Source organism: Pseudoalteromonas rhizosphaerae (assembly GCF_028885455.1).
In the GTDB taxonomy this organism is placed as follows: domain Bacteria; phylum Pseudomonadota; class Gammaproteobacteria; order Enterobacterales; family Alteromonadaceae; genus Pseudoalteromonas; species Pseudoalteromonas rhizosphaerae.
Map to the genome: position 1 here is coordinate 2,393,785 of NZ_CP118496.1, position 23,781 is coordinate 2,417,565.

Here is a 23,781-nt window from a genome sequence, read left to right on the forward strand (position 1 = left end):
AGATTTGACCCCTTTGTTCCCTTTTTTATTCTGCATTGTGTTTAAAGCCCTTAAAGTGATTTATTCACAAAGAGGCTATGAGACGCTGCGCTTAAGAGAAGACATTAAATTTATAAGTAACAAGGTAGAAAATATAAAGCTTTGTGTCATAAGAACAGAGTTAAAAATTTTGATGTCTGAAGACTAGATTTGACCCTTTGTTTTCAAAATTTATAAGTAACAGGGTAGAAAATAGACTGCTTTTCATCATAAGCACATAGTCAAAAATTTTGATATATGGTGACAAAATCTGACTTTTTTCATGTTTTGTAGACCCCTTCATCTTAAATTAAATAAGCGATCTTTAATATCACATTGACTCATTATGTTCCCGCCTGCGATCCAATAAACTTTCTTCTCCTGTTTTAGGCTTCATTGTAAATAGCCTGAAGCGTCCTTTAGGGGTTGATTGCAGACGTAAAATCATATTTGAATCCAATATCTTATCTTTACTATCCGTAATTTTTATTGAGCTGGAATACTTTTTCCAATCATCTTGAAAGATTGACTTTAGTAAAGCAGTATCTTTTAAAAGCTCCTTAAATAAAGCTACTCTTTTTGCCTGCATATCATCTGTAAAGTCACAAAAATTAAACCTGCTTTCAACTTTCGCTACTCTAAATTCAACTGAAACACTAGAATTATTGAAATCATTAAATAAGCCTTTTATAACTTGTTCTACTCTTGTTTTAAACCGCTCAGTAACCAAAGCTGCAACGATTACAACTTTATTGACAGAATAGAAATTAGATTTAAACGAAGACCAAAGAACACTATCCTCATGATCAAATGAGAAATATGATTCCTGTTCGATTAGATCGTCCCTTTTTTCATCTGAAATTTCATTGGCTTGCCTATAGTTTGTAAGATAAAAATCTAAGGCTTTTTTCAATTCTGTGCCCGATATGCCGACATCGCACAGTATGACTATTTCCTCGATATCACGAGATAAATTAACAATATTATCGAAGCAATTATCAACTTCTAGAGCTCTTAAATTTGCAGCACCAGTTTCGGAAATTAAATGCTGTAATCCATTCTTATCTTTATGAATATTTTTCAGTGTAAAGATCTCAGACTTGCTATTTTCCATAGAATCCGTAAGTAAACCACCAAACTTTGTAATATCCTCAGGGCTTATATATACATGCTTTGACAATACATCCAATATCGTTTTGTATAAGTATTTTAGAGAGTAGCCTTCAGCATCCATATACTCTTGTAGTTTTGATCCCTTTAACGAAACTCTGTTGAATAGTAACAGCCAGTTTGTGACTCTATCTTTTGCTCGTTCAAAATCATTTTTATCAAGATAATGATATTGAACGATTGAAGCTGCATCACATATGCTGTCATCTATTTGATTTATATCTAATTCGTAATTGTAAAGTAGTCTAGTATCCTCGCTATCATTTTTGGCGTCACTTAACCATTTAAACCTAGTATTAATTGATTCATATATTTTTTGAATCTCTCTAGGAATCAAAAGAATCAAGCATAAATTTGGTAACTCAATAGTGAAAGTAATTCGCTCATTATTGAGCAACTTTAGACTTTCTTTTGTTAATTCTTGAAAATAAGGTTTTTTGCCATAATCTAAAATATAACCTTTATCGTTACCTTCAGAGCTGTATAACTCAACTCCCGATATGGTTAATTTATATTTACCTTCGTCCCCGAAAGAGCTTTCATTTATAACAGTAATTTTTTCTTCTTTGAGCTCATTGGCACTAATTAAGCATGTTGAACCAATCTCTTTCTCTAAATTATCATTTATTGTGTTTATTATTTCTAATTTAAGCTCAGTCATTGCATTAGGCATATCGGGCAAGGTAATCGAACTTGTAATAAAACTAAGAAAATCATCAAGGTTAAAGTTAATATTAGGGCTTTCTTGAGCGTTTAATATCAAATGATATAGCTCTGGAGGTGAAGATCTTTTTGAATTATCGTGATGGTATAAATAAGTCTCAAAAAAGTTTAATAATTTATTACTATTTATATTATCGGTACCGTCAACTGAATCCCACAAAGATAGTGCCCAAGCACTTTCAAATGAATAAAAACCAAAGTAATGTAGTTCTGAGTTACAATTTTTAATATAAGATTTTAAAAAATCTAATTTTTTGCTGTTTGTATTACATAATTTAGGAAACAGTTTGTGTTCATTAATTTTATTAATTACAAATGAAAAGCTAGTTCCTTTATTCGAAAGTATTTCAAGGCTTTGGTCATATAACAAGCCTAGTAATAGAGCAGAAAATTTTTCAATATCATTATCGTATTTGGAATTACAACTTGGAAAGATATAACTTCCATTAGCATAATAAGGTATGCATGGTTTATATTCCTCATTTACATGCGAATCAAGTATGAAGTAGTTAGGAAATCCAAATGTCCGGTATTCTGTTTTAAAGTTAAGGCCTGTTTCATGTAATCTTAAGATACTTTCAATTACATTATTAACGCTCCCATCTGAAAAGATCTTTGCAACTTTTTTATACTTATTACTTTTTGAAAATGTAACTATACTATTGTCATTGAAATGTTCTAACTGTTCTAAATAATCAAACGAATCTAACTTTTCATCTAATGATTTAACTAAATAATGGTTGCCCTTATTCATAACAACTGTGTTATTTAGAGCAATATTAGAGAGGCAAATTTCTTTGGTAGGATATAACTTGGCATCATGATCGTATATCCACTTAATAAACTCATCGTTTTCTTTTAGTTTATCAATAAGCTGAGAGTCTATAGCTTGGACGTCTGGGTTATCACTTCTTTCAATAGTTAAAATGATCTCCCTAAATTTATCTAATAAATTGTGCGTATCAATACAACTTTGAAGCAGACCACCATCTTGATCTAAAGTTATACAGGTAGTTAAAGTGGCATTATTTATTTGACTAATTTCATTGCTAGGGATAACTTCAAACCAGTTAAACTGAGTTATTTTACAGTCTTTACTATTAATATAGCTGAATAACCTTCCCCACAATTCGCAGAAAGAAACTTTAATATCGTTAATGTTTTTCGCAACAAAGGAAAACAAGGATAATAAATTATATATTTCACCTGCATTTATATTATTGTCCTGCAAATTGAATAACTTATAAGAGTTTTCAGATGCCCTAATCCAGAAGTAATTAGCAACTTTGGCTAATGAATGCACTGAAAATTCATTTTTATATATTATTTTCGATATATTATTAATAAACTCTTTTGAATTCAAAGAGGATGGGAATATTAATGAGAAAAAGTCCTCTGTCAGTAACCATTCATTGATAGGTAAACGAACGGGTGATGTAAGAATAGAAATTAAACTTGAATACTCTATCTTATTAATAAAATTAAAGTCTAATTCAAGATTGGAACCCAAGGCTAACTGAAAAATTGATAATCTTTCGATACTAGATAAGGTTATTTCACTGTTGTGCTTTATCAGATTTTCAATATGATTTATTAGTTCTTCTTCTTTATTTTCTTGAGCGTGCTTTAACAGGGAGTTTAAATAACACTCTTTAGCGAGAGTGCTCATAAGATTATATTCATCTTCATTTATATAGGTTACTGACGCTTTTTTAAAAAAATAAGTATCAAAAAAAATGGAATACATTGACCCCCTCCCATACTCACTTGTAATTATTTGATTTTCAACATTACTTTTATCTACGTCAAGCTCAATACCTTCTTTAAATTTAGTAAATACAAAACGAAAGTCATCTTTTAAACCTAATTCTGATTGTGCTAATAGATCTTTTGCTTGTTCTAAAGCTCGGTCATTTTCTTTATTTGTGGTGATGGAAAAATGTTTTGTAGTCTGGTCAATATTGTATTTACTTTCATCTGAATAATTATCCATAATATTATAATCTTTATATTCCTTTACGCTCATTCTCAGACTCTTATTATAGTTAAGTTCCAAGCTATTTAAGCTTATCCATTCTGTTACTTTTGAATATATTTCTTCTTCTCTATTTTTGTTTTGAACAAAAATGAAAATATCATCCACATACCTAAAATAAAATTCATGACCTCTTTTTATTTTTTTATTGATTAATTCATCTAATCCTAATAAATAAATCTCAGATAAATACCTCGCAAAAGCAGGTCCTTGGGGGAGTCCAGTGTGTGGGTGATATAATTTAATTAATGAAAACATATATGAAACTATATTTTCATATATGTTTCTTTCTTCTTGAGGTAAAGACTCAATCTTGTTTTTTATAAATTCAATAGGGTGATCAAGAACCTTTATTTTTAATCGTTGATGATCAATGCTCCCATAGAAGTTTTTTAAGTCTATTTTGATAAGCTGGTAATCATCATAAGAATTATCTTCATCGTTTATTACTTCTTTTACATTCTTAATAAAGGTTTTCCACAATGAAAACCACCCTTCAAATACCCAACCATGATTGCAGTTATGATTGAGGCGATATCCATATGAGTTATTGAAAAATATGTCGTACCAAATATTATGAATCATTCCTATAGTGGCGGTACTTAAGAGTTTATCAGCCGGACTAAGTGAAACTAACTCCCTAGTTTTACTTGGTGATTCTTTTCTTTTAAAAGAGTAGTACTCTTTATGAGGTTTGAGATTCCCTGCAATTAATTGTTCTAATTGAGAACTAAAATCGCTGAAATTAAAACTATTAATAATAGCCAGATAATGAAATAGTGGTATTTCGTCATTTGTATTTATGTAGTTAAGTTGAGCATTTTTTATATCTTTAAAAATTGACTCGGAGATACAAAACCATTTATCTGCCTCAATAATTTCAATATCAGGTATAAGTGACAGTGGGGTCACTCCAAGGTTATAAGAGCAACCATCACAATTAGAATTAAATTTCTTTTTTAGCGTTGAACAAGATAATGGGTAAAGGTTATTTAGTGAACTAAGCCTTTTTGATGTTTCTAATTCATCATATCCAGGTAAACGCGAGAAAAACTCTTTGAGAATAGACTGGCTGAAGTTAGGATCACTTTCTTTTCTGAGCCTAGTGAGCAGACCCACAATAATTAATCTATCATTGTTAGAAATGCCATTTCGATAATTATTTATTATTGGTTGTAGGCTGTTACATTTAGCTAAGTGACCTAAAATAGAATCTAAACTTGAGTTTTCATCAACAATAGCTTTTTTAGATTTTATATCTATTATGTTTGAAAGAGCCTCAGTATCAGTTGTCAAATTTACTGTTGCATCTATAACTTCAAAATCAACAAGTTTGTAGTTATCTAAAATATCAGTTTGTGATTTTATAAAAATTGAATCTAACTTGGTTACTTTGTCTAGTGTAATCTTTTCAAAAAAATATGAATAACAATTTGATTTTTTGTGCAATGACAATGGTATTTTTACGCCTAAGCCTATTCCTTTAGATTTCTTATTATATGATCCCGTTTTAGGAAATAAATCAATTCCAATAGCTTCAGGTAACGTTCCTGTTTTTTTATAAATGTAGCTAACAAAGTTGTAAGCTACTGATTTAACTATTTCAGTTTTGAATATAATCCAAATATGAATACCTCTATTTCCAGAGTGTTCAAGTAAGAAATCTATATTCATATCTTTTAAAATATTACAGGTTTGTTCAACAACGGTAACCAATGCATGTAAATGGATATCAAGCTCAGTTAAAAACTCTTTTTTTACATCAAAATCTAAGCATACCCAACGGACATAACCTGCTGACTCTTGGTAAGTAAGCAAACTACCTTTTTCATCTAACATTTTGGCTATAACAGCGGGATAAATAGGCCTGTAGAGAGTTTTATAGGTCCCATCATCCAATTGATCAGCATAGAGCTTCTGATTCATAACAAATAATTCATGAAGTTTATTAGCTAAATTTTCTAGTGCTGTAATACTTTTCATTAGCTTCCAGATAGTTACATCAAAGATATTGAATCTATTAACACTAATATTAATAGAAAAAGAAATAGTTTAATTTAGTGATAGAGTAATAAATATAGAACTTTATATTATAAGGAGGTTCTTTTAATATCAAAGGTTCAAACTTAATGCTCAAATCCTGACTCTCGACATCATTGTTATTTAGCTTTGTTAAAATTCGCTCAAAGCGCTCAGTTAATAGGTGCACAGACGCGATATAAAATCGCTGCTACGATTTCTTCAATATCTTATCTTTAAAGTCGAGTACTTTACCAATACCAGAGCCGAGCTTCATTAAGCTTTGTAGTTGCTCTGGGCTTAAACGCTGTAGTTCTGAAGACCACTTAGTGACGGTTTCGAGTAGATCATGAATTTCATGCATTTGTTGTTGCGCAAACTTTTCATCGTCGTTGGTTGCAGGCTCTAACAGGTTATCTCTGAGTAAACTGAGAGTAGGGTCAATCTCACGCTTTTTACGTTCTTCGAATACGCGGTTTGCCATATCCCAAATAGTACCTGCAGGGGCGTAATATTCTTTTCTGTCACCTGGAATATGCTGCACTTTTATTAAACGCCAAGATTGCAGTTCTTTGATCCCCATGCTGACATTACCACGAGAAATGCTTAAGGCATCGGCGATTTCGTTCGCTGTCATTGGCTCTTTGGTGATGATCAATAATCCACACATTTGGCCAATGGTGCGATTAAAACCCCAACGACTACCCATTTCGCCACAGTGCATTACAAAGGCAAAGTTCTTATCTGATAATGTCATTGCTTCTCAAGTTTCAATAAATAATGAAATTAATGCTAGCACGCTGAATATGTTTAGCAAGATTTACTGCGCAATACGCTGAATTTTCCTTGGCTGAATCAAGCCTAGGGGATTATGTGTTGGTACTAATAGTCGTTCTTAGTCGTTCAGAACAAGTTATATCACTAAAGTTTGATTTAGATTAATTTTTGCTCATCTAGAGTCGCGTAAGGTGTACACTAATTTACGACAACTAATTTCTTAACAACTACTCAATAACAACTTCGCAACAACAAGGAACGAGCAATGAAAGCAGCCGTTAATAGTACTTACAAAGGCAAATTAGAAATTTCAGACTTACCCATTCCAACCGTTGGAGTCAATGATGTTTTAGTTAAAATAGCCGCATGTGGTGTGTGTCATACTGATTTACATGCCTGTCATGGTGATTGGCCAGTAAAGCCTAAAATGCCGTTAGTTCCAGGGCATGAAGGTGTTGGAGTGATCGAACAGCTGGGTAGTAATATTACTCATTTGGAAATTGGTGATCGTGTTGGCATTCCTTGGCTATACAGTGCATGTGGTCATTGTGAATTTTGTTTAGAAGGTAAAGAGACCTTATGTCTTTCACAGCATAATACGGGTTACTCAGTTGATGGTAGTTACGCAGAATATTGCTTAGCTGATGGGAACTATGTTGTAAAGATCCCTGAAGGCTTAGGTTTTTCAGAAGCTGCGCCATTATTTTGTGCCGGTGTTACAACCTATAAAGCGCTAAAAGTGTCAGGTGCTAAGCCAGGACAATGGGTCGCTATTGTTGGTGTAGGTGGGCTTGGGCATCTTGCGGTGCAATATGCAAAGGCAATGGGCTTTAATGTAATTGCAGTGGATACTGGTGTTGAAAAACTGGCTTTAGCAAAAGAGTTAGGTGCAGATATCACACTGGACTTTAAAGAATGTGTGCCTAGTGAGGCTATATTTGAGCAGGTAGGGGGCGCACATGCTGTGGTATGTACCGCTGTATCCAAGCCGGGGTTTGAGCAAGCTTATAAGAGTGTTCGCCGTGGTGGAAAATGCGTGTTAGTTGGTCTGCCTCCAGAGGATATGCCGTTGCCTATTTTTGATACTGTACTCAATGGCGTTTCTGTTGTTGGCTCAATTGTTGGCACACGTAGAGATTTACAAGAATGTTTAGAGTTTGCTGCACAGGGCAAAGTTAAAGCAATTATTGAAGAAAAACGTCTTGAAGATATCAATGACATATTTGACGATATGCTCAAAGGTGAAATTAATGGCCGTATAGTAGTCACTATGTAAACGTAAAAAAGCGCACAAGCATTTTGTGCGCTTTTACAGCTTATAACTTAAAGCTTATAGCTCAAAGTTAGCTTCGCATTGCGTTCTTCGCCTGGCATACCACCTAAAAACATTGCTTTTGAGTAATAAACTTTATTAAACAAATTATTTAAATTTAGCTGTAAGCCCCATTTATCAGTGTTATAACTTAACGCAGCATCATAAATAGTATAGCTTGGTACATAACCATCAGGAATGCCGAATGATGACGAATTAGTACTGCGATCATCAACATACTTTACGCCCGCACTTAATTTTAGTGGCTGGGCTAGTTCAAACCACTGAGCACTGTATGTTAACCATGTGCTTGCTGTTACATAAGGCACACCTTTTTGACGCGCAGCAAATGTGCTCACATTAGGGTTTTTCTGTTCACGCGCATCTTGATAAACACCATTGATATTGACCTTCCATTGATCATTTAAATAGGCATTTAGATCAAGCTCGACACCACGGGTTTTTTCTTCACCATTAAAGTAATTTTTTGGGACCGATGGATCTGGCTTTGTATCATCATAGGCAGGGTTTGCATATTCTAAGTTAGTACGTGCGGTATCAAATACGACTAGTGAGGCGAGTACCTGATCATCAAAGGCTTTTACTCTTATACCTAAATCAGTACTAAGAGACTGTGCATCATCACGGTCAGCTTCATTGCCTGAAACAGAGCCTAAAACGCTATACGCAGTGCGACCCTTCGAATGGTTTATAAATATAGACAGGTCATCAGTCGGTTTGTATGTCGCGCCTAAATTATAGGTTAAACCATTATCCGAGGTACTTGCTTCTGGCGTCGCAGCAGCGGCACTGGCCCGGTAACGTGCATCAACACCTAAATGTTCATATTTTTGAGTAATTTCGTTGTATGCAACACCAATACGGGTTGTGAAGCTGTCATTGATATAAGCAACATGTTGCAGTCCTAAGCCCCATGCTTGCACTTTTTTACTATAGTTACTGGTTTTAAGCGGATCATAGTCGCTAAATTGCCCGTCTGACCAAACCGGTGTACGAATATCTAGAATATAGGGTAAAGAGCCTTGATAGGTTATATCGCCATTTTTATCTTTGAGAATATAGTCTTTATCCCAAATAGAATACTGCGTGAAGCGTATATCGCGGTCTTCATAATTAGCATTGACCAAAAATTCGTTTTCTATATCACCTAAACTAAAGTCATAGCGTAAATCTGCAAAGTATTGCCATGACTTTTCATCGGCCTCTACTTGGCGATATTCTTGACGGCGTGCAGCAAATGGATAAAGTACATCATCAACTACCAATGGCGCACGAGGATCAGCATTGATCACGCCATTTCTTTGCCAATAGACATAATTATAGGCGCCTGTTTGACGTGCAAAACTTGACTCATAATTACGGTATTGTAACTGTTGATTTAAAAATAAATTGTCAGTTATGTAGTAATTATGAGTGAGTTTAAAACGCAGTTCTTCACCTTTATTATCTTTTGCCATGGGTGAGATAATACCGCGATGACCAAATTTATACGGTGTTAAACCATCAGACGCTGCAAGTGAATTCGCTAATTGTTGGCGCTGTGCATCAGATAATTGCAGCCCAGCAGTGGTTGGATCATTGACTAAATCATCCGCAGTTACTTGGCCGGCGGTTTTGCCATTTACCGACTGCGCATTATAAATACGGATAGGGTGGCCAATTGAATCAACTGCAATGGCATCTTTAATATAAGCGGCTGAGATCATAATATTTTGGCGGTCATTGAACACATATTTTAATGCGCCATAGATTTCATCGCGGTCATCTTTTAAATCACGGTAGCCATCACTGCGTGCTGTTTTTGCATTAACTCTGTATGCTAGATTTTCGGTAACTGCGTTGGTGCTATCAATTGATAATGAATAGGTATTCCATTGACCAATTTCCGCTTGTATGTTGTGCTGCTCTGTAAACTGTGGCTTTTTTTCAATCAAGTTAATAACACCACCTGCGCTGCCCATGCCATATAAACCAGTGGCGGGACCTTTTAATACTTCTACGGCCTCCACATTGGTTAGTGATCGAGTTGGATTGAATGTGTTTCCTAGGCCCGCACCGCCATACATACCATCATAAGTATAATTTGCACCAAGGCCACGGATCACTAAATTGTCGCCAATGCCGTAGTTATTACCTGCTTGGGTTACACCACTGATATTACGCGCTAAGTCTTGTAAGTTATCAACGCCTTGCGAGTTGATAAGCTCTTGATCGACGATAACGATAGGCGCAGGTGTTTCCATTAACGACATATCAGATTTTGTTGCTAAACCCGAGTTTAATACAACATGATTTTGCTTTTGATAAACTGTGATGTGCTCAAGATCGGATTGTTCGGCCGCAGTTGCATTATATGCTGATAAACAGGCTAGGGTAATTAGAGAGAATTTATGCGTTGTCATAGTCATTACCATTAAAAAATTTTCGTAATGATAATGTGTGGCATTTGTATTTCAAGTTTTAATTACCTAAAAAAGGCAATTATTTAAACCTACCCCAAGCTGCTTACCTTTTGCTTTCAAAATATTAATATATTAACAACGTATTTAGTTAGCTGTTAGTTTAACCCTTGCTTAATGATGGAGTTAGCTTAACGCTAACTCCACACATTTATTTATAAGCAACACCTGCTTTCATCACAAATGCTACATTTTCTAGCAAGGTTATGTCTTGCAGTGGATTGCCTTTGACTGCGATGATATCTGCGGCAAAGCCCGTTTTGAGTTGCCCTAACTGAGTGTCAACTTTCAACAATTTAGCACTGTTGATTGTTGCAGCTTGTATTGCTTGCAGAGGGGTCATACCAAACTCAACCATTCGCGAGAATTGTTTTGCATTATCACCATGTGGGTAAATTGCGGCATCGGTACCAAATACCATGTTGACACCCGCTTTTACGGCACGGCTAAAGCTGTCGCGTTGCTTTTTAGATACTTGACGTTCTTTTGCTAAGTTTTCTTCTGCTACACCATTTTGCTCACCAAACGTGAGGGTATATTCAGTGTTATAAATATCCATTGAAAACCAAGTGCCGTGTTTTTTAGCCAGTTTAATTGCTTCATCGTCAACAAAACTGACATGTTCAACACTGTCTACACCGGCTTTAATGGCTGCGGTAATACCACTGGTACCATGTGCATGTGCAGCAACCGTTAAACCGCGCATATGTGCTTCATCAACAATGGCAGTCATTTCTTCTAATGAATACTGTTGAATACCTACTTTTGTGCCCTTGGAAAATACTCCGCCAGTGGCGCAAAACTTAATAACATTGGCACCGTACTTGATGTTTTCGCGTACTTTTGCACGAACAGCCCATGGGCCATCAGCCACACCTTCGGCAGTGTATTTCATTTCAGGAGGTAGACGGTTGTTGTCACAGTGACCACCCGTTACACCCAAAGAGGGACCAGCAGCCCAGATGCGTGGGCCAATAATATCGCCTGCATTAATGCCGTCACGTACTGCAATGACACTGTAACCTTCGGCGCCCACGTTACGTAAGGTTGTAAAACCCGCTTTTAAGGTTTTTTCTGCAAAATAGGCCGCTTTAATCGCTTTACGTGGCACTGACTGACCGATACGTTCACTACGAGGGACTGTTGGATCGCTGGTTAAGTGTACGTGCATATCCATCAGGCCAGGCAGAATGGTTAACTCGGGCAACTTAATATGGTCATCACCTTGTTGTAGGGTTGGCATGGTGCCACTACTGATTTTAGTAATAATACCGTCATCGATTTGAATAAGCGGCGCATTAATAAGCTTGCCATTATTTACGTCTAGCATTGCTTTAGCACTAACGTATGTTGTTGCTTGCGCGCTAAAAGCGCTGACACACAGTAAGCCCAAAGGGACAGAAAGTGATAATTTATTCATTTATTTTCTAATTTTTGATTATTTAATATAGCAATGTAGCAAGCAGTTTTTAGGCTGTAAACAAAACGCGATAAGTATCGTATTTTCTTTATTTAGCGATTTGAAAGCTGCATACTTGCGCTAACTACTTATACTCAGGGATCATTATGAAAAAATTTAAGTTAACCTTGCTTGTCGCTGGTGTACTCAGCGCTTTGTCTGCGTGTTCAAATACGGCTAATAATAATTTAAATAAGCCACAAGCAGCATTAACAAGTGAAACTGCCAGCGCAACAACACAACAATTAAATAGCTTGGTTGAGCAGTACTTTGTGGATTCGTTGCAATTTAGCCCTCTTGGCGCCACTTATATTGGTTATAATCAATACAATAACCAATTTACAGCACCGAGTACTGCGCAAAACCGAGCTCAGCAGCTTGCTTTTTATAAAGATTATCAGCAACGTTTAGCGGCGATTGACCAGCAGCAGTTAACCGGTCAAGCCTTGTTAAGTTATGAAATACTGGCACGGGATTTAGCATTAACAATCGAAGGTTTTCAATTCCCGAGTTACTTATTACCAATTAACCAAATGTCTGGCGCTCACAATACGTTTGCAGGCTTTGGATCGGCGCAAAGTGCGCAGCCATTTGCAAATTACCAAGATTATGAAAATTTCGTCGCGCGTGCTGAAGGTTTTGTAACTTGGTTAAGCAGTGTGCAAGATGCTATGCAGCAAGGGGTAAATGAAGGCATTGTTTTACCAAAGCCATTAGCTGAAAAGTTATTACCGCAATTTCAAGCTCATATAGTTACCAGTGCAGAACAATCTTTATTTTATAGTCCGATAAAGCAGCTTCCAGAGCAATTCACAGCAGCGCAAAAGCAACAACTCACTGACCAATATAGTGCACTTATTATGGATAAGTTGGTCCCAGCTTATACAAAAATGAGCGAGTTTTTAGCAACCACTTATATACCAAATAGCCGTGCAACAGTAGGTTATAGCGATTTACCAAATGGTAAAGCATGGTATGAATACCAAATAAAGAAAAACACCACCTTGAGTTTATCTGCAGATGAAATTCATGAAATTGGTTTAAAAGAAGTATCGCGTATCCTTAATGAAATGAAAAAAGTAAAGGAAACCGTTGGTTTTAAAGGCAGTTTAAGTGAGTTTTTTACTCATTTACGAGATTCTGATGAGTTTTATTTTGATACACCTGAGCAATTAATTGCGGCCTATGAAGCCGTAAAGTTAAAAATTGATGCGCGTGTACCTAAATTATTTAACATTGTCCCCAAAGCTGATTACGTTGTAAAAGCGGTTGAAGATTTTCGTGCTGAGTCTGCGGCAGGAGCATCTTATCAATCACCAGCACCGGATGGCTCTCGTCCGGGAATTTTTTATATTAATACCTTTAATTTAAAAGCGCAGCCTAAGTTTCTACTCGAAACATTGTCAATCCATGAAGCAGCCCCAGGACACCATTTTCAAATCGCCTTACAGCAAGAAGTTCAGTCATTACCTGAGTTTCGAAAATTTGGTGGTTACACAGTGTTCGCCGAAGGTTGGGCATTATATGCTGAAAGTCTAGGTAAAGAATTGGGTTTATTTACCGACCCATATATGTGGTATGGCCGTTTATCTGATGAGCAATTACGCGCTATGCGATTAGTGCTCGATACAGGTTTTCATGCTAAAGGCTGGACTCGTCAACAAGGTATTGATTACATGCTGGCTAATTCCTCAATGGCTTTAAGTGATGTAACCGCAGAAGTTGAGCGCTATATAGCTTGGCCAGGACAAGCATTGTCGTATAAATTAGGGCAATTTAAAATTCAAGAACTGCGAGATTATTGTAAACAAGCATTAGGTGATAAATTTGATATTAAAGAGTTTCATACGCAAATTTTAATTGATGGTGCTTTGCCGATGCCAATACTAGAAGCGAAAATTAAACGTTGGGTTGATACGCAGCGCTAACTTTTAAACTTGAAATAGCGCAAAGCTGAATGTAGCTTTGCGCGCGGTGCTCAATTAAGCTAAAATGCGCGCTATTAGGGGCACCGAGTTATACCATGTTTGAAAACCAATTTTGGCTTGAGAAATCACTTGAGCAAATGTCACAAAATGAGTGGGAAGCCATTTGCGATGGCTGTGGAAAATGCTGTTTAAATACCTTTATAGACAGCGAAGATGAAGATGAGTTTACCGCCACAGATCAACTTCGCGATGGTGAAGAACTCATTTTTACTAATATTGTTTGCCAATACTTAGATAATAATACGTGTGGTTGTAGTGAGTATGAAAATCGACAAACATTAGTCCCGTCATGTGTAAAATTAACTAAAGAAAACCTCGACAGCATTTTCTTCATGCCGCAAAGTTGTAGTTACCGCCGTTTACACGAAGGCCGTGGTTTAGCGTCTTGGCATCCACTAAATAACGGTGGCAGCAAAGAACTAATGCATACATTGGGTATTTCTGTAAAAGACAAAACAGTAAAAGATTGTGATGTAGCTCTAGATGACTTTGATCTGTATGAAGCTGATTGGCCAACGAGGGATTGCGATTAATGACTGCGAAGATTGGTTTGATCAATCCTAAAAGCCCCTCTAACGTTGGCGCAGTGTTAAGAGCTGCGGGTTGCTATGGGGCTGAACAAGTATTTTTTACAGGCACGCGTTATTTAAATGCTAAAAAGTTTCATACCGACACAAAAAATGTTGTTGAACGCATTCCACTGACTTGCGTTGAGGATTTAGCAACAGCAAAGCCCGCAGGTGCGACCGTGGTGGTGATTGAACTAATAGAAGGTGCAACTCCTTTGCCTGAGTTTGTTCATCCTGAAAACGCATTTTATATTTTTGGCCCTGAAGATGGCTCAATTAGCAAAGATGTACTGAACTGGTGCGATGAAGTGGTGTATATCCCAACAATTGGTTGTATGAATTTAGCAGCTACCTGTAATGTGGTTCTTTACGATCGACAAGCTAAACTCGGTGGAGTAGAAAGTTCTGATCAAACGATTATTCAAAGCCGCGACACCAATAATAAAATGATATGGCAGAAATAGTACAAACTGAATTGAACAATTGAAAAAAGGGGCAATTAATGCCCCTTTTTTCGTTTAATTCCAAAAAAGTTATTACTTTTTAGTAATTTTGATCTCTGAATTAATAACAATCCCTTCATCTTTTATATCTGTTGCAAAATACACAGACATTGTTTGATTTTTTAATTGTTCAAGTTCTTCCGGGATCACTTGCCCTGTCATTTTAAATACTTCGATGACAGGAGTCATTAATGAGCTGAGGTCAACTGCGGAAGTTAAAAATCCATTTTTTTCAAGCGCTTGTTCTGATAATGTATTTGCAATAGCTGCTGATTTTTCACCAGTGAATAAAACAATATGCTTTCCTTTTTTAGCTAACCTTATATCAAGGCCAGCAGGTAAAGGATAAGGAATTGCAGCATTGACACTAATTGCATCGCCGTTTTCTGGTATTTCAAGCTCCGCTAATGCGGGTAAAAATCCTTTAGCAGTAAAAAGTAAATTATCAGGATCTGTCGCAGAAAGTGTGATTAGCGCGTCTAAAGCTTTTAGTTGTGGCAGTTGATTTGCATCGGCTTCTAAAGCAAGATCTTGAATACTTACACTGACACCTTGAATACCATTAGCCATAGCGGTCATCATTGATAGTGCAGCTAAATTTGAGTCTTGAGTTTGTTGCTGTAAAGCAACAAGAGGTGCACACTCAAATTCAGCTTTTTTAAATGTACTTGAGAGTATATTTAAAAGCGGTGGAATTTTTGAAATATCCGCACCATAAGCAAAGCTTAGCATTTGCCCGTCAAGTTTAGTCGTATGCTCAGGAACAAAACCTCGCACAGATTTTAATGTTTTAATAATATCTGTAGCAGTGCTTTGGAAAATAGCATCAGCTTTAAAATGAGCATCAGAGTTTGTTACTTGTATGTACGTGCTACCGGTTACTGATGCAGGCCAATAACTAACAAGATTGGTAATGTCATTTTGGCACTGTGGTGTTCTAGCTACCTCTAAAGCATTTGGATCACCCAATTCTTTTAATAGTTCATCAAGCATTTCACCTAGGCGTGATGGTGTTCTAGCGGTAATAGCATTAGCAATCTCAACATGGTCTATATACGCAATAGAGTGGCCATCAAATGAATAATTAGCAATATAGTTTTCAAGTTTAGCGGTTTGCGTTAATGATTTTGTTGGTTTATCAATTGCTAAAGCAAGACGTAAATCTTTAATTGTATTAAGTTTTGTATCAAACGTGATGGTAGCCCAGTTATCTTTAACAGACACAATTAAGTTTAATGTAATGTCATTTTCAAGTACTAAAGGGTACGTGTTGTAGTCAACACCTTCGATGGTTTGTGTTGTGAAGTTAATTCCCGCTTTATCAGCTGAGCTATTAATTGTATTAAATAAAGCCGTTTCATCTTCAAGTTGATAGCGTAATACTGGCATTAGACCAATCGTATAGGCTAGAGCTTTATAATCATCGGCGAATCCCCAGGCTGCTTTTAGTGTTTCATAAGATGCCAATGATGTTTGATATTGATCTAATAGAGACGCTAAAAACTGTGCATTGTTATCGTTACTTGCCGCTAAATTTTCGATCAATGGCGTAAAATCGTCTGCACCTTTCATTTGATCTGGAATCAAATTGAAATATTTACTATAGGGAAATGGTTTTAGCTGACCATAAAATAAAGCAGTATCAGCAGGGACGTAATCAAGTTGAGCAAGTTCTAATGAGGCTGTTGAACTGTCAGTTTGTGTATAGATTATTGCACCGGCCGCTACAGCAACTGCGCAACCAGCAAGTAGTTTGGTGTTCATTTGGAAATTCCTTTTTTGTATCAGTACCAAGCGGTACGTTCTGTAGTATTTATGTTTTGTAAAACGATATCATAAAAGTGCGTAGTCTAGCGAGGAAAAGCACTATTAGTGTTGGTTGTAATGAGGGCACGGTATTATATAAAATTATTAATTTTTACTGCGATAAATCGGCAATAGTTGGTTAAGATGCAGATGCGCTAGCAATGGCAGCGAAATAGCAACACTTCGCATAAATATATGTTGGCATTTTGCCCTTGGTAATCATCTACAATAGCAAAGCCACTGTTAATCTCACCTAAATAGGCCATTGCATAGTTAAATATAAAATGTGTACAAGAGGCTAAGTAGCGAGTCTATTTATCAAAAAATCAAAAATGGCGCCATCGTCTTTATTGAAGTGCTAAAAGCCTTCCTGATCTTGTTTGTCAACACAATTTAGGTGATAAAAATTTAAACTGGTTTTGATATGTCCTTGAAAAAAAATCACTGCTTTGGAAATTAGCCAGCATCTATGTCCATTTCTAGTTAATTAAATTCGTTAAATAGCGATACCATTGAATAAAAAGTATGGAACGGTCCAAATATTAGTTTGTGATCTTTTTATTGGAGTGTGTAGAATCAAACACAACTTGTTAATGGAGTGAAAATCACGTGAGTGAAATAAATACAAATAAAACGTTTGTCACTGAGCAGTCGCAGCAAAATAATAATTACCTGTTACCTTTGACTGCAATGACAACTCTATTTTTTTTATGGGGTTTTATCACAGTACTAAATGATGTACTGATCCCGCGTTTAAAAGGGGTGTTTGATCTTAGTTATACTGAAGCGATGTTAGTGCAGTTCTGCTTCTTTGGCGCTTACTTTATTGTTTCTTTACCTGCGGGAATATTGGTTAAGAAATTTGGTTATAAAAATGGTGTGCTTAGCGGTCTTATCGTGGCTTCTATCGGCTGTATGTTATTTTACCCTGCTGTAGTCGTACATGAGTATTGGCTATTTTTAACCGCATTATTTGTTCTAGCTGGTGGTATTACCGTATTGCAAGTATCAGCTAACCCTTACGTTGTGGCGCTTGGGCCTGAAAAAACAGCTTCGTCTCGGTTAAATTTAGCGCAAGCGCTTAATTCATTGGGAACTACTATTGGGCCCTATGTTGGTGGTATATTGTTCTTTGGTGCCGCAGGCACATTGACGGCATCTGCGGCGACTGCTGAATCGGTAAAAGTCCCTTATTTAATGCTTGCTGCAGCACTGCTTACTATTGCGGTCGTATTTGCATTTTTAAAACTGCCTGAAATCAAATCACATAAAGAAGAACTTGATTGCAAAGCAAAAGATCATTCTTTAACGCAAGCCCCGCATTTAGTTATGGGGGTGTTAGGTATCTTTTGTTATGTTGGTGGAGAAGTGGCAATAGGCAGCTTTTTAGTTAACTTTTTTGGTGAAGCTCACATTGCAGGACTTGAAGAGCATGCCGCCGCGTCATTAATTGCCTATTATTGGGGCGGGGCGATGGTAGGACGCTTTATTGGCTCTGCTGCATTACAAAAAATTGCACCATCAAAAGCAATTGCTTTTAATGCATTTGCGGTAATTGCGTTACTTCTAATTACAATCTTCACCGAAGGTGACGTTGCTTTGTATGCTGTACTGTCGATTGGTTTATTTAATTCAATTTTGTTTCCAACAATTTTCTCAGTCGCCATTCAAGGGCTAGGTTCATTAACTAGTAAAGGATCAGGTTGGCTTTGTTTAGCGATTGTTGGTGGTGCATTAATACCCTTAATTCAAGGTATTGTTGCTGATGCAATGAATATTCAAGTTAGTTTTATCATCCCAGCACTTTGCTATTGTTTTATCGCTTGGTACGGATTAAATGTTGTAAAACTTGCGAGCAAGTGGCAACAAAAAATAAACTAAGCTAATCGTAAACCTCTTCAGATAAATGCATTTGCAGCACTGTTAATGCATTTATCTACTTATTATTCTCAATTAATTAGCCGCACTCTAAAGTGAAAACCTCTCAGTTATGTTCATTACAAAATAACGACTTATATGCACTGAATACGTATTCAATCGCTATTGCTTATAATATTAATTGGAAGCTTCCAATTTTGAGTTTGTTATTTTTCTGTGTAATTACGAAATTGGCTAACTTTAACTGACAATGAATTACGTTATTAATTTGTTGTATTAATAAGTGCTACACTTAATTTTTTACCATGCTTTATTATTGTTTTTGACTGGGATATAGCAAGTTTTGCCGATAAGATAAGACAAATAGCGTTATTTTTGTTAAAAAGTAGTTAGCTAACAACGATAAAAGATAAATAGGTGTGTCATGCAAAGCTCGCTAAAATTTACCACCAAGGTAACTATCGCAGCGTCTGTAGTATTAGTGTTGGTGCTGGGGTTATTTACCATCAATAACTTTATTTCAATGCGCTCACAAACGCAGCAGCAACTGTCTCTAATATTACAAGAAAGCTCTCAATCGGTTTCACAAAATATTGCTAATTGGCTCAATAATAAATTAGCTATTGTTCAGTCTGTTGCGAAAACGCATCAGCAAAATGACACTAAGGAATTAACTCTTAGTCAACTCAATAGCGCAGAAATTGCAGGTAAGTTTAAAAACACCTATATAGGCAAACCTGATGGTACTTTTGTACTCAATGATCAAACAGTTGTATTACCTGCTGATTATGATGCCACAATCCGTCCTTGGTATAAGCTGGTAGAAAATAAAACCACCACAGCGTTTACGACTCCTTATATCGACGTAACCACCAATGAGCTAACTATTTCAGCGGTTGCGCCCATTTTAAATAATGGCCGTTTTAGTGGTGTCGCAGGTGCCGATATTGATATGCAAACCATTACTCAAATAGTCAACGAAATTGATTTTTTAGGTTTTGGTTATGGTTTTCTATTAGACAGTGACGGTCGCATTCTGAGCCATCCAGATATCAAACTAAACGATCAGAGTATGGCGAAGCTGTTTGGTAAAAAGCTTGCTTTAAAAGCTGAATTTGTCGAGCAGGAAATTGCTGGTATTGACCATCTTGTATCATTTACACATATCAAAGGTATTGAAAATGTAGATTGGTATTTAGGTGTGGTGATCAACAAAGATATTGCTTATTCATCTGTTGCTTCATTTAGAAATATGGCTGCAATATATATGTGTTTGGGTGTTATCGCGACGATATTAATGATGCAATTTTCACTGCGTTATTTGATGCGGCCTATGCAGCGTTTAAACGATGCAATTAAAGATATCGCCCAAGGTGAGGGGGATTTAACTCGTCGTTTAGAGATTGAAAACGATGACGAATTTGGTGAACTTTCAGGTTACTTTAATGCCTTTATAGATAAAATTCATACCTCAATTGACCAAGTAAAAACGACCACGGTTGAACTTGAACGTTCAGTGGAAAGCTTAGTTGAGCAAACAGAGTCGACGCTAACGATGTACAGTGACCAAACTAAACGTACAGACAGCGTTGCAACAGCGATTAATCAGCTGTCATCAAGTGCGATTGAAATATCAAGCAGCGCAAGTCATGCATCAACCCTTGCTACTGATGCGAATACACAGTCAGTACAAAGTCAAAGTACGTTAAATGATAATATCAATGCCATTGGTGTGTTATCGCAAAATATGGAACAAGCACAACAAATTATTAGTAGTGTTGCTGAACACTCTGCAAGTATTGGTCAAGTACTCGAAGTTATTAAAGGAGTCAGCGAGCAAACTAATCTACTTGCGCTTAATGCTGCAATTGAAGCCGCTCGTGCCGGTGAGGCTGGTCGTGGATTTGCAGTTGTTGCAGATGAGGTGCGCCAGTTAGCTCACCGTACTCAGCAATCAACTCAAGAAATAGAAAATACTGTTAGCCAATTACAGCAAGGCTCGGACACTGCTGTTTCAGTTATGAAGGCTAGTTTAGTTGAAAGCGAAAATACTGTAAAACAAGCGCAAGCAGCCGGTGAGCAAATGGCAGGAGTAACCAAAGCTATAAAAGCAATTGATGATGTAAATCATAGTGTTGCAAATGCAACCACTGAACAAAATCAGGTAATACAATCTTTAGATAATGATATTCATACAATTAGTGAGTTATCTCAACAAGGCCAGCTAAACTTAAATAATACCTTAGCTGAGTGTACTCGTTTAAAACTGCAATTTGATGAACTTGAAAAAATGGTGCTACGTTTTAAAGTCTAAATGCAATCAGCGATAACTAAAAAGATATAATAAATGACGCCTGAATCACCTGAAAGCCAACCTAGTTGGCTTAACTTAGTTAATATAGACAGTGTTTACAGCGCTGAAAAACAGCGTCGTGCGTTTACATTTTTTACTATGATATTCATTGCGGTTGTATTGATCACAACTTTAGTCACAGTTAACTACTCGGTTTATGCAAAACTTCTGACTATTATGTTAGTGCTATCCGACTTAACCTTTTTTATATGCGCAGTGTATTTTTTGCGTACTGGGCGTTTAACTGGGGTTGCAATACTCGTACTGAGTGTTATTTGTGTATTATGTTTAGCATTGGTGTACACCGGGGGCAAGGAAAATACAGCGCTTTATTGGCTGATGTTTTACCCAGTTGTCTCGTTTTCTACACTCGGCCTAAGAGTTGGATTTTTAGCCGTGTCATCGCTATTAGCACTTACCTGTTTGTTTCTTTATGGTCCTGACATAGGGCAAGTGATGTATGGTAATGCTGAAAAAGTTCGTTTTACCGCCTCATTTATTTTGGTGTTTTTATTCGCTTTTATAGGCGAGTATTTCCGTAATAAAAGCCACTTAGAAATTGCACGCATTACTTTGTTACAAAAGCAAGACGCCTATACTGATCAGTTAACAGGCCTTGCCAATCGGCGCTTTATTAGCAGCCATTTTTTGCCGTTTGCAAAATTGAACTCTGAGCAGTATTTACCTTTTACAGTGTTGTTAATCGATCTGGATTTGTTTAAAAATATTAATGATAATTTTGGGCATGATTTTGGCGATCAAGCATTAATCGAATTTAGTAGGATGCTTGAAACACAGTTACGCTCATCAGATATTAAAGTTCGCTACGGTGGTGAAGAGTTTATGGTGATATTACCAAAAACAGTAATCACTGAAGCCTATGCCGTAGCCGATAAATTTAGAGAATACGTAGCTGCACAAGTAATAGTGTTTAATGAGCATCAATCTACCTCTGTCACTTGTAGCATAGGGGCTGCACAAGTTAGTCATATCGAAACGTTTAACCAAACAGTTAAACTAGCTGATGAATACTTGTACCAAGCAAAACGCCTAGGGCGAAATAACGTTGTTTCCAGTGAACAGCAACAGGCCAATAATGAACAATAGTCAGCTTATATATGTGTACGACCCAATGTGCAGTTGGTGTTGGGGTTTTCAAAAGTGCTGGCAAAAAATCCAAGACGCCTTAGCGAATGAAGTTGATATTATTTATAAAGTAGGTGGCCTTGCTGTTGATTCCGATCAGCCAATGCCAGTAAGTATGCAACAGTTTTTACAACAAACTTGGCAGCGTATTGGCCAGCAAACCGGTGCTAAATTTAACTTTGATTTTTGGCAAAACTGTCAACCACGCCGCAGCACTTATCCTGCGTGTCGGGCGGTTATTGCAGCACGTTATTTCAATAAAGAGCGGGTTATGCTTGGCGCTATCCAGCAGGGGTATTATTTATCGGCACAAAATCCTTCGGATCTTAATACACTCGTTAGCTGTGCACAGCAAATAGGTATTGCTGCTGATGAGTTTTTAGCTATATTGCAAAGTGAACAACTTGAACAGGCGTTTCAACAAGAGTTAGCGTATGTTCAGCAGTTACCCGTGCAGGGTTTTCCATCTTTAGTTCTTTGTCATAAACAGCAGTACTTTGCTATCGCCGTAAACTATACCAACGCAAATGCTATGATCAGCACCATTCATTGCATACTTGCTGATTAATTTATTTAATCTCACTTCACTCATCATTCAAGCGTATACGCTTGTTAAATATTAAAAACTATTGCTTTATCTAAGGTAAAAAGCTGTATTTATGGCAGTTGTCATAAAAAGGACTTTTTAGCGCAACACCTCTGTCATTTTTCACCTATAGAATCTCGTTCATTGATATTAAGCAACTAGCAAATCCGCTAATTTAACGAGTAAAGGTGTATGCGATGAAAGGCGTTAAACCATTGATATTAGCTAGTATTGTAGCCATGAGTGCAACAGTGCAAGCAAGTGATTTAAATAAGGTTATCGATAAAAGCAGTGAAATTAACCAGTCAGCTGCGCAATCACAAACAAAAATAGACAAGATTGCAGACTCTATGCAGGGTCGTTTACAACAGTTTAAAACCCTTAATAAAGAAATTGATGGTTTGACAGTTTATAACGCACAACTAAGCAAACAGCTTAGTAACCAAGTGAGTGAAATGGAAGCCATTAACTTATCTATGGATCAAGTGTCTATTATTGAACGTCAAATTACTCCATTAATGCTACGCATGATCACAGGGCTTGAGCAATTTGTTGCTCTTGATGTGCCGTTTCTAACCGATGAACGTGAAAAGCGTTTAGCGTCATTAAAAGACATGATGAACCGTGCTGACATTAATTCAAGTGAAAAATTCCGCCGTGTTTTAGAAGCGTACCAAGTTGAAGTTGATTACGGCCGTACCATCGAAGCCTATACCGCGTTATTAGATGTTGATGGTCAAGAGCGTGAAGTCGATTTCTTACGCATTGGTCGTTTAGAACTTATTTACCTTACTCGCGATGGTAAAAAAGCAGGCTCATGGGATACAACAAGCAAACAGTTTGTTGCCCTGGATGACTCAACAATCAGCCAAATTAGTAAAGGTTTACGTATTGCACGTAAGCAACTTGCCCCAGATATGTTAACACTGCCAGTACACGCTGCGGATTAAGAGGTTAAA

14 protein-coding genes are annotated in these 23,781 nt (G+C 36.7%); 9 read left to right on the forward strand and 5 right to left on the reverse strand.

Features of this window, described 5'->3' with window-relative positions:
- Positions 1–349: 349 nt before the first annotated feature.
- Both PVK79_RS10150 and PVK79_RS10155 read right to left on the reverse strand, forming a co-directional pair.
- Positions 350–5,929 (reverse strand): RNA-directed DNA polymerase, encoded by a 5,580-nt coding sequence (locus PVK79_RS10150; protein WP_257326616.1) that lies wholly within the window; start codon positions 5,927–5,929, stop codon positions 350–352.
- Between the two features lie 247 nt (positions 5,930–6,176).
- Positions 6,177–6,722, reverse strand: a complete 546-nt coding sequence (locus PVK79_RS10155) for a GbsR/MarR family transcriptional regulator (RefSeq protein WP_257326617.1) — start codon at positions 6,720–6,722, stop codon at positions 6,177–6,179.
- Between the two features lie 285 nt (positions 6,723–7,007).
- Between PVK79_RS10155 and adhP the strand changes: the two genes are divergently transcribed.
- Positions 7,008–8,018 carry an alcohol dehydrogenase AdhP gene (adhP, locus tag PVK79_RS10160; protein ID WP_149980237.1) on the forward strand — a complete coding sequence of 337 codons (1,011 nt, stop codon included), beginning with the start codon at positions 7,008–7,010 and terminating at the stop codon, positions 8,016–8,018.
- A 47-nt stretch (positions 8,019–8,065) separates the two neighbouring features.
- On the opposite strand, the gene PVK79_RS10165 is transcribed toward adhP, so the two are convergent.
- Together PVK79_RS10165 and PVK79_RS10170 are read right to left on the reverse strand one after the other, a co-directional pair.
- Positions 8,066–10,477, reverse strand: a complete 2,412-nt coding sequence (locus tag PVK79_RS10165) for a TonB-dependent receptor (protein ID WP_257326618.1) — start codon at positions 10,475–10,477, stop codon at positions 8,066–8,068.
- A gap of 208 nt (positions 10,478–10,685) precedes the next feature.
- Positions 10,686–11,954, reverse strand: coding sequence for a Xaa-Pro dipeptidase (locus PVK79_RS10170; RefSeq protein ID WP_145235618.1), 1,269 nt, complete (start codon positions 11,952–11,954; stop codon positions 10,686–10,688).
- Positions 11,955–12,100: 146 nt separating this feature from the next.
- Between PVK79_RS10170 and PVK79_RS10175 the strand changes: the two genes are divergently transcribed.
- From PVK79_RS10175 to PVK79_RS10185, 3 genes are all read left to right on the forward strand, one after another.
- Positions 12,101–13,921 (forward strand): DUF885 domain-containing protein, encoded by a 1,821-nt coding sequence (locus tag PVK79_RS10175; protein WP_145235614.1) that lies wholly within the window; start codon positions 12,101–12,103, stop codon positions 13,919–13,921.
- Positions 13,922–14,016: 95 nt separating this feature from the next.
- Positions 14,017–14,514, forward strand: a complete 498-nt coding sequence (locus tag PVK79_RS10180; protein WP_149980241.1) for a YcgN family cysteine cluster protein — start codon at positions 14,017–14,019, stop codon at positions 14,512–14,514.
- On the forward strand, positions 14,514–15,014 hold the full coding sequence (locus PVK79_RS10185; RefSeq protein WP_182819688.1) for an RNA methyltransferase: 501 nt from the start codon (positions 14,514–14,516) through the stop codon (positions 15,012–15,014). Before PVK79_RS10180 ends, PVK79_RS10185 begins: the two co-directional genes overlap by 1 nt.
- Positions 15,015–15,086: 72 nt before the next feature.
- Here PVK79_RS10185 and PVK79_RS10190 read toward each other — a convergent pair whose 3' ends face one another.
- Positions 15,087–16,817 carry a hypothetical protein gene (locus tag PVK79_RS10190; protein WP_182757735.1) on the reverse strand — a complete coding sequence of 577 codons (1,731 nt, stop codon included), beginning with the start codon at positions 16,815–16,817 and terminating at the stop codon, positions 15,087–15,089.
- Between the two features lie 651 nt (positions 16,818–17,468).
- Between PVK79_RS10190 and PVK79_RS10195 the strand changes: the two genes are divergently transcribed.
- From PVK79_RS10195 to PVK79_RS10215, 5 genes are all read left to right on the forward strand, one after another.
- Positions 17,469–18,740, forward strand: coding sequence for a sugar MFS transporter (locus PVK79_RS10195; protein WP_145235602.1), 1,272 nt, complete (start codon positions 17,469–17,471; stop codon positions 18,738–18,740).
- Between the two features lie 421 nt (positions 18,741–19,161).
- A complete protein-coding gene (locus PVK79_RS10200; RefSeq protein ID WP_257326619.1) occupies positions 19,162–21,051 on the forward strand; it encodes a methyl-accepting chemotaxis protein in 1,890 nt (629 codons plus the stop codon).
- A 33-nt stretch (positions 21,052–21,084) separates the two neighbouring features.
- Positions 21,085–22,197 (forward strand): GGDEF domain-containing protein, encoded by a 1,113-nt coding sequence (locus tag PVK79_RS10205; protein ID WP_257326620.1) that lies wholly within the window; start codon positions 21,085–21,087, stop codon positions 22,195–22,197.
- Complete coding sequence (locus tag PVK79_RS10210; protein WP_182759780.1) at positions 22,187–22,804, forward strand: DsbA family protein; 618 nt, start codon at positions 22,187–22,189, stop codon at positions 22,802–22,804. The genes PVK79_RS10205 and PVK79_RS10210 overlap by 11 nt, the downstream gene beginning before the upstream one ends.
- A 215-nt stretch (positions 22,805–23,019) precedes the next feature.
- Positions 23,020–23,772, forward strand: a complete 753-nt coding sequence (locus PVK79_RS10215; RefSeq protein WP_024605229.1) for a DUF3450 domain-containing protein — start codon at positions 23,020–23,022, stop codon at positions 23,770–23,772.
- Positions 23,773–23,781: the final 9 nt, after the last annotated feature.

Bases quoted from the DNA above. Each gene is read 5' to 3' on its own strand.
- PVK79_RS10150 (WP_257326616.1), bottom strand. From the start codon at position 5,929: ATGAAAAGTATTACAGCACTAGAAAATTTAGCTAATAAACTTCATGAA.
- PVK79_RS10155 (WP_257326617.1), bottom strand. From the start codon at position 6,722: ATGACATTATCAGATAAGAACTTTGCCTTTGTAATGCACTGTGGCGAA.
- adhP (WP_149980237.1), top strand. From the start codon at position 7,008: ATGAAAGCAGCCGTTAATAGTACTTACAAAGGCAAATTAGAAATTTCA.
- PVK79_RS10165 (WP_257326618.1), bottom strand. From the start codon at position 10,477: ATGACAACGCATAAATTCTCTCTAATTACCCTAGCCTGTTTATCAGCA.
- PVK79_RS10170 (WP_145235618.1), bottom strand. From the start codon at position 11,954: ATGAATAAATTATCACTTTCTGTCCCTTTGGGCTTACTGTGTGTCAGC.
- PVK79_RS10175 (WP_145235614.1), top strand. From the start codon at position 12,101: ATGAAAAAATTTAAGTTAACCTTGCTTGTCGCTGGTGTACTCAGCGCT.
- PVK79_RS10180 (WP_149980241.1), top strand. From the start codon at position 14,017: ATGTTTGAAAACCAATTTTGGCTTGAGAAATCACTTGAGCAAATGTCA.
- PVK79_RS10185 (WP_182819688.1), top strand. From the start codon at position 14,514: ATGACTGCGAAGATTGGTTTGATCAATCCTAAAAGCCCCTCTAACGTT.
- PVK79_RS10190 (WP_182757735.1), bottom strand. From the start codon at position 16,817: ATGAACACCAAACTACTTGCTGGTTGCGCAGTTGCTGTAGCGGCCGGT.
- PVK79_RS10200 (WP_257326619.1), top strand. From the start codon at position 19,162: ATGCAAAGCTCGCTAAAATTTACCACCAAGGTAACTATCGCAGCGTCT.
- PVK79_RS10205 (WP_257326620.1), top strand. From the start codon at position 21,085: ATGACGCCTGAATCACCTGAAAGCCAACCTAGTTGGCTTAACTTAGTT.
- PVK79_RS10210 (WP_182759780.1), top strand. From the start codon at position 22,187: ATGAACAATAGTCAGCTTATATATGTGTACGACCCAATGTGCAGTTGG.
- PVK79_RS10215 (WP_024605229.1), top strand. From the start codon at position 23,020: ATGAAAGGCGTTAAACCATTGATATTAGCTAGTATTGTAGCCATGAGT.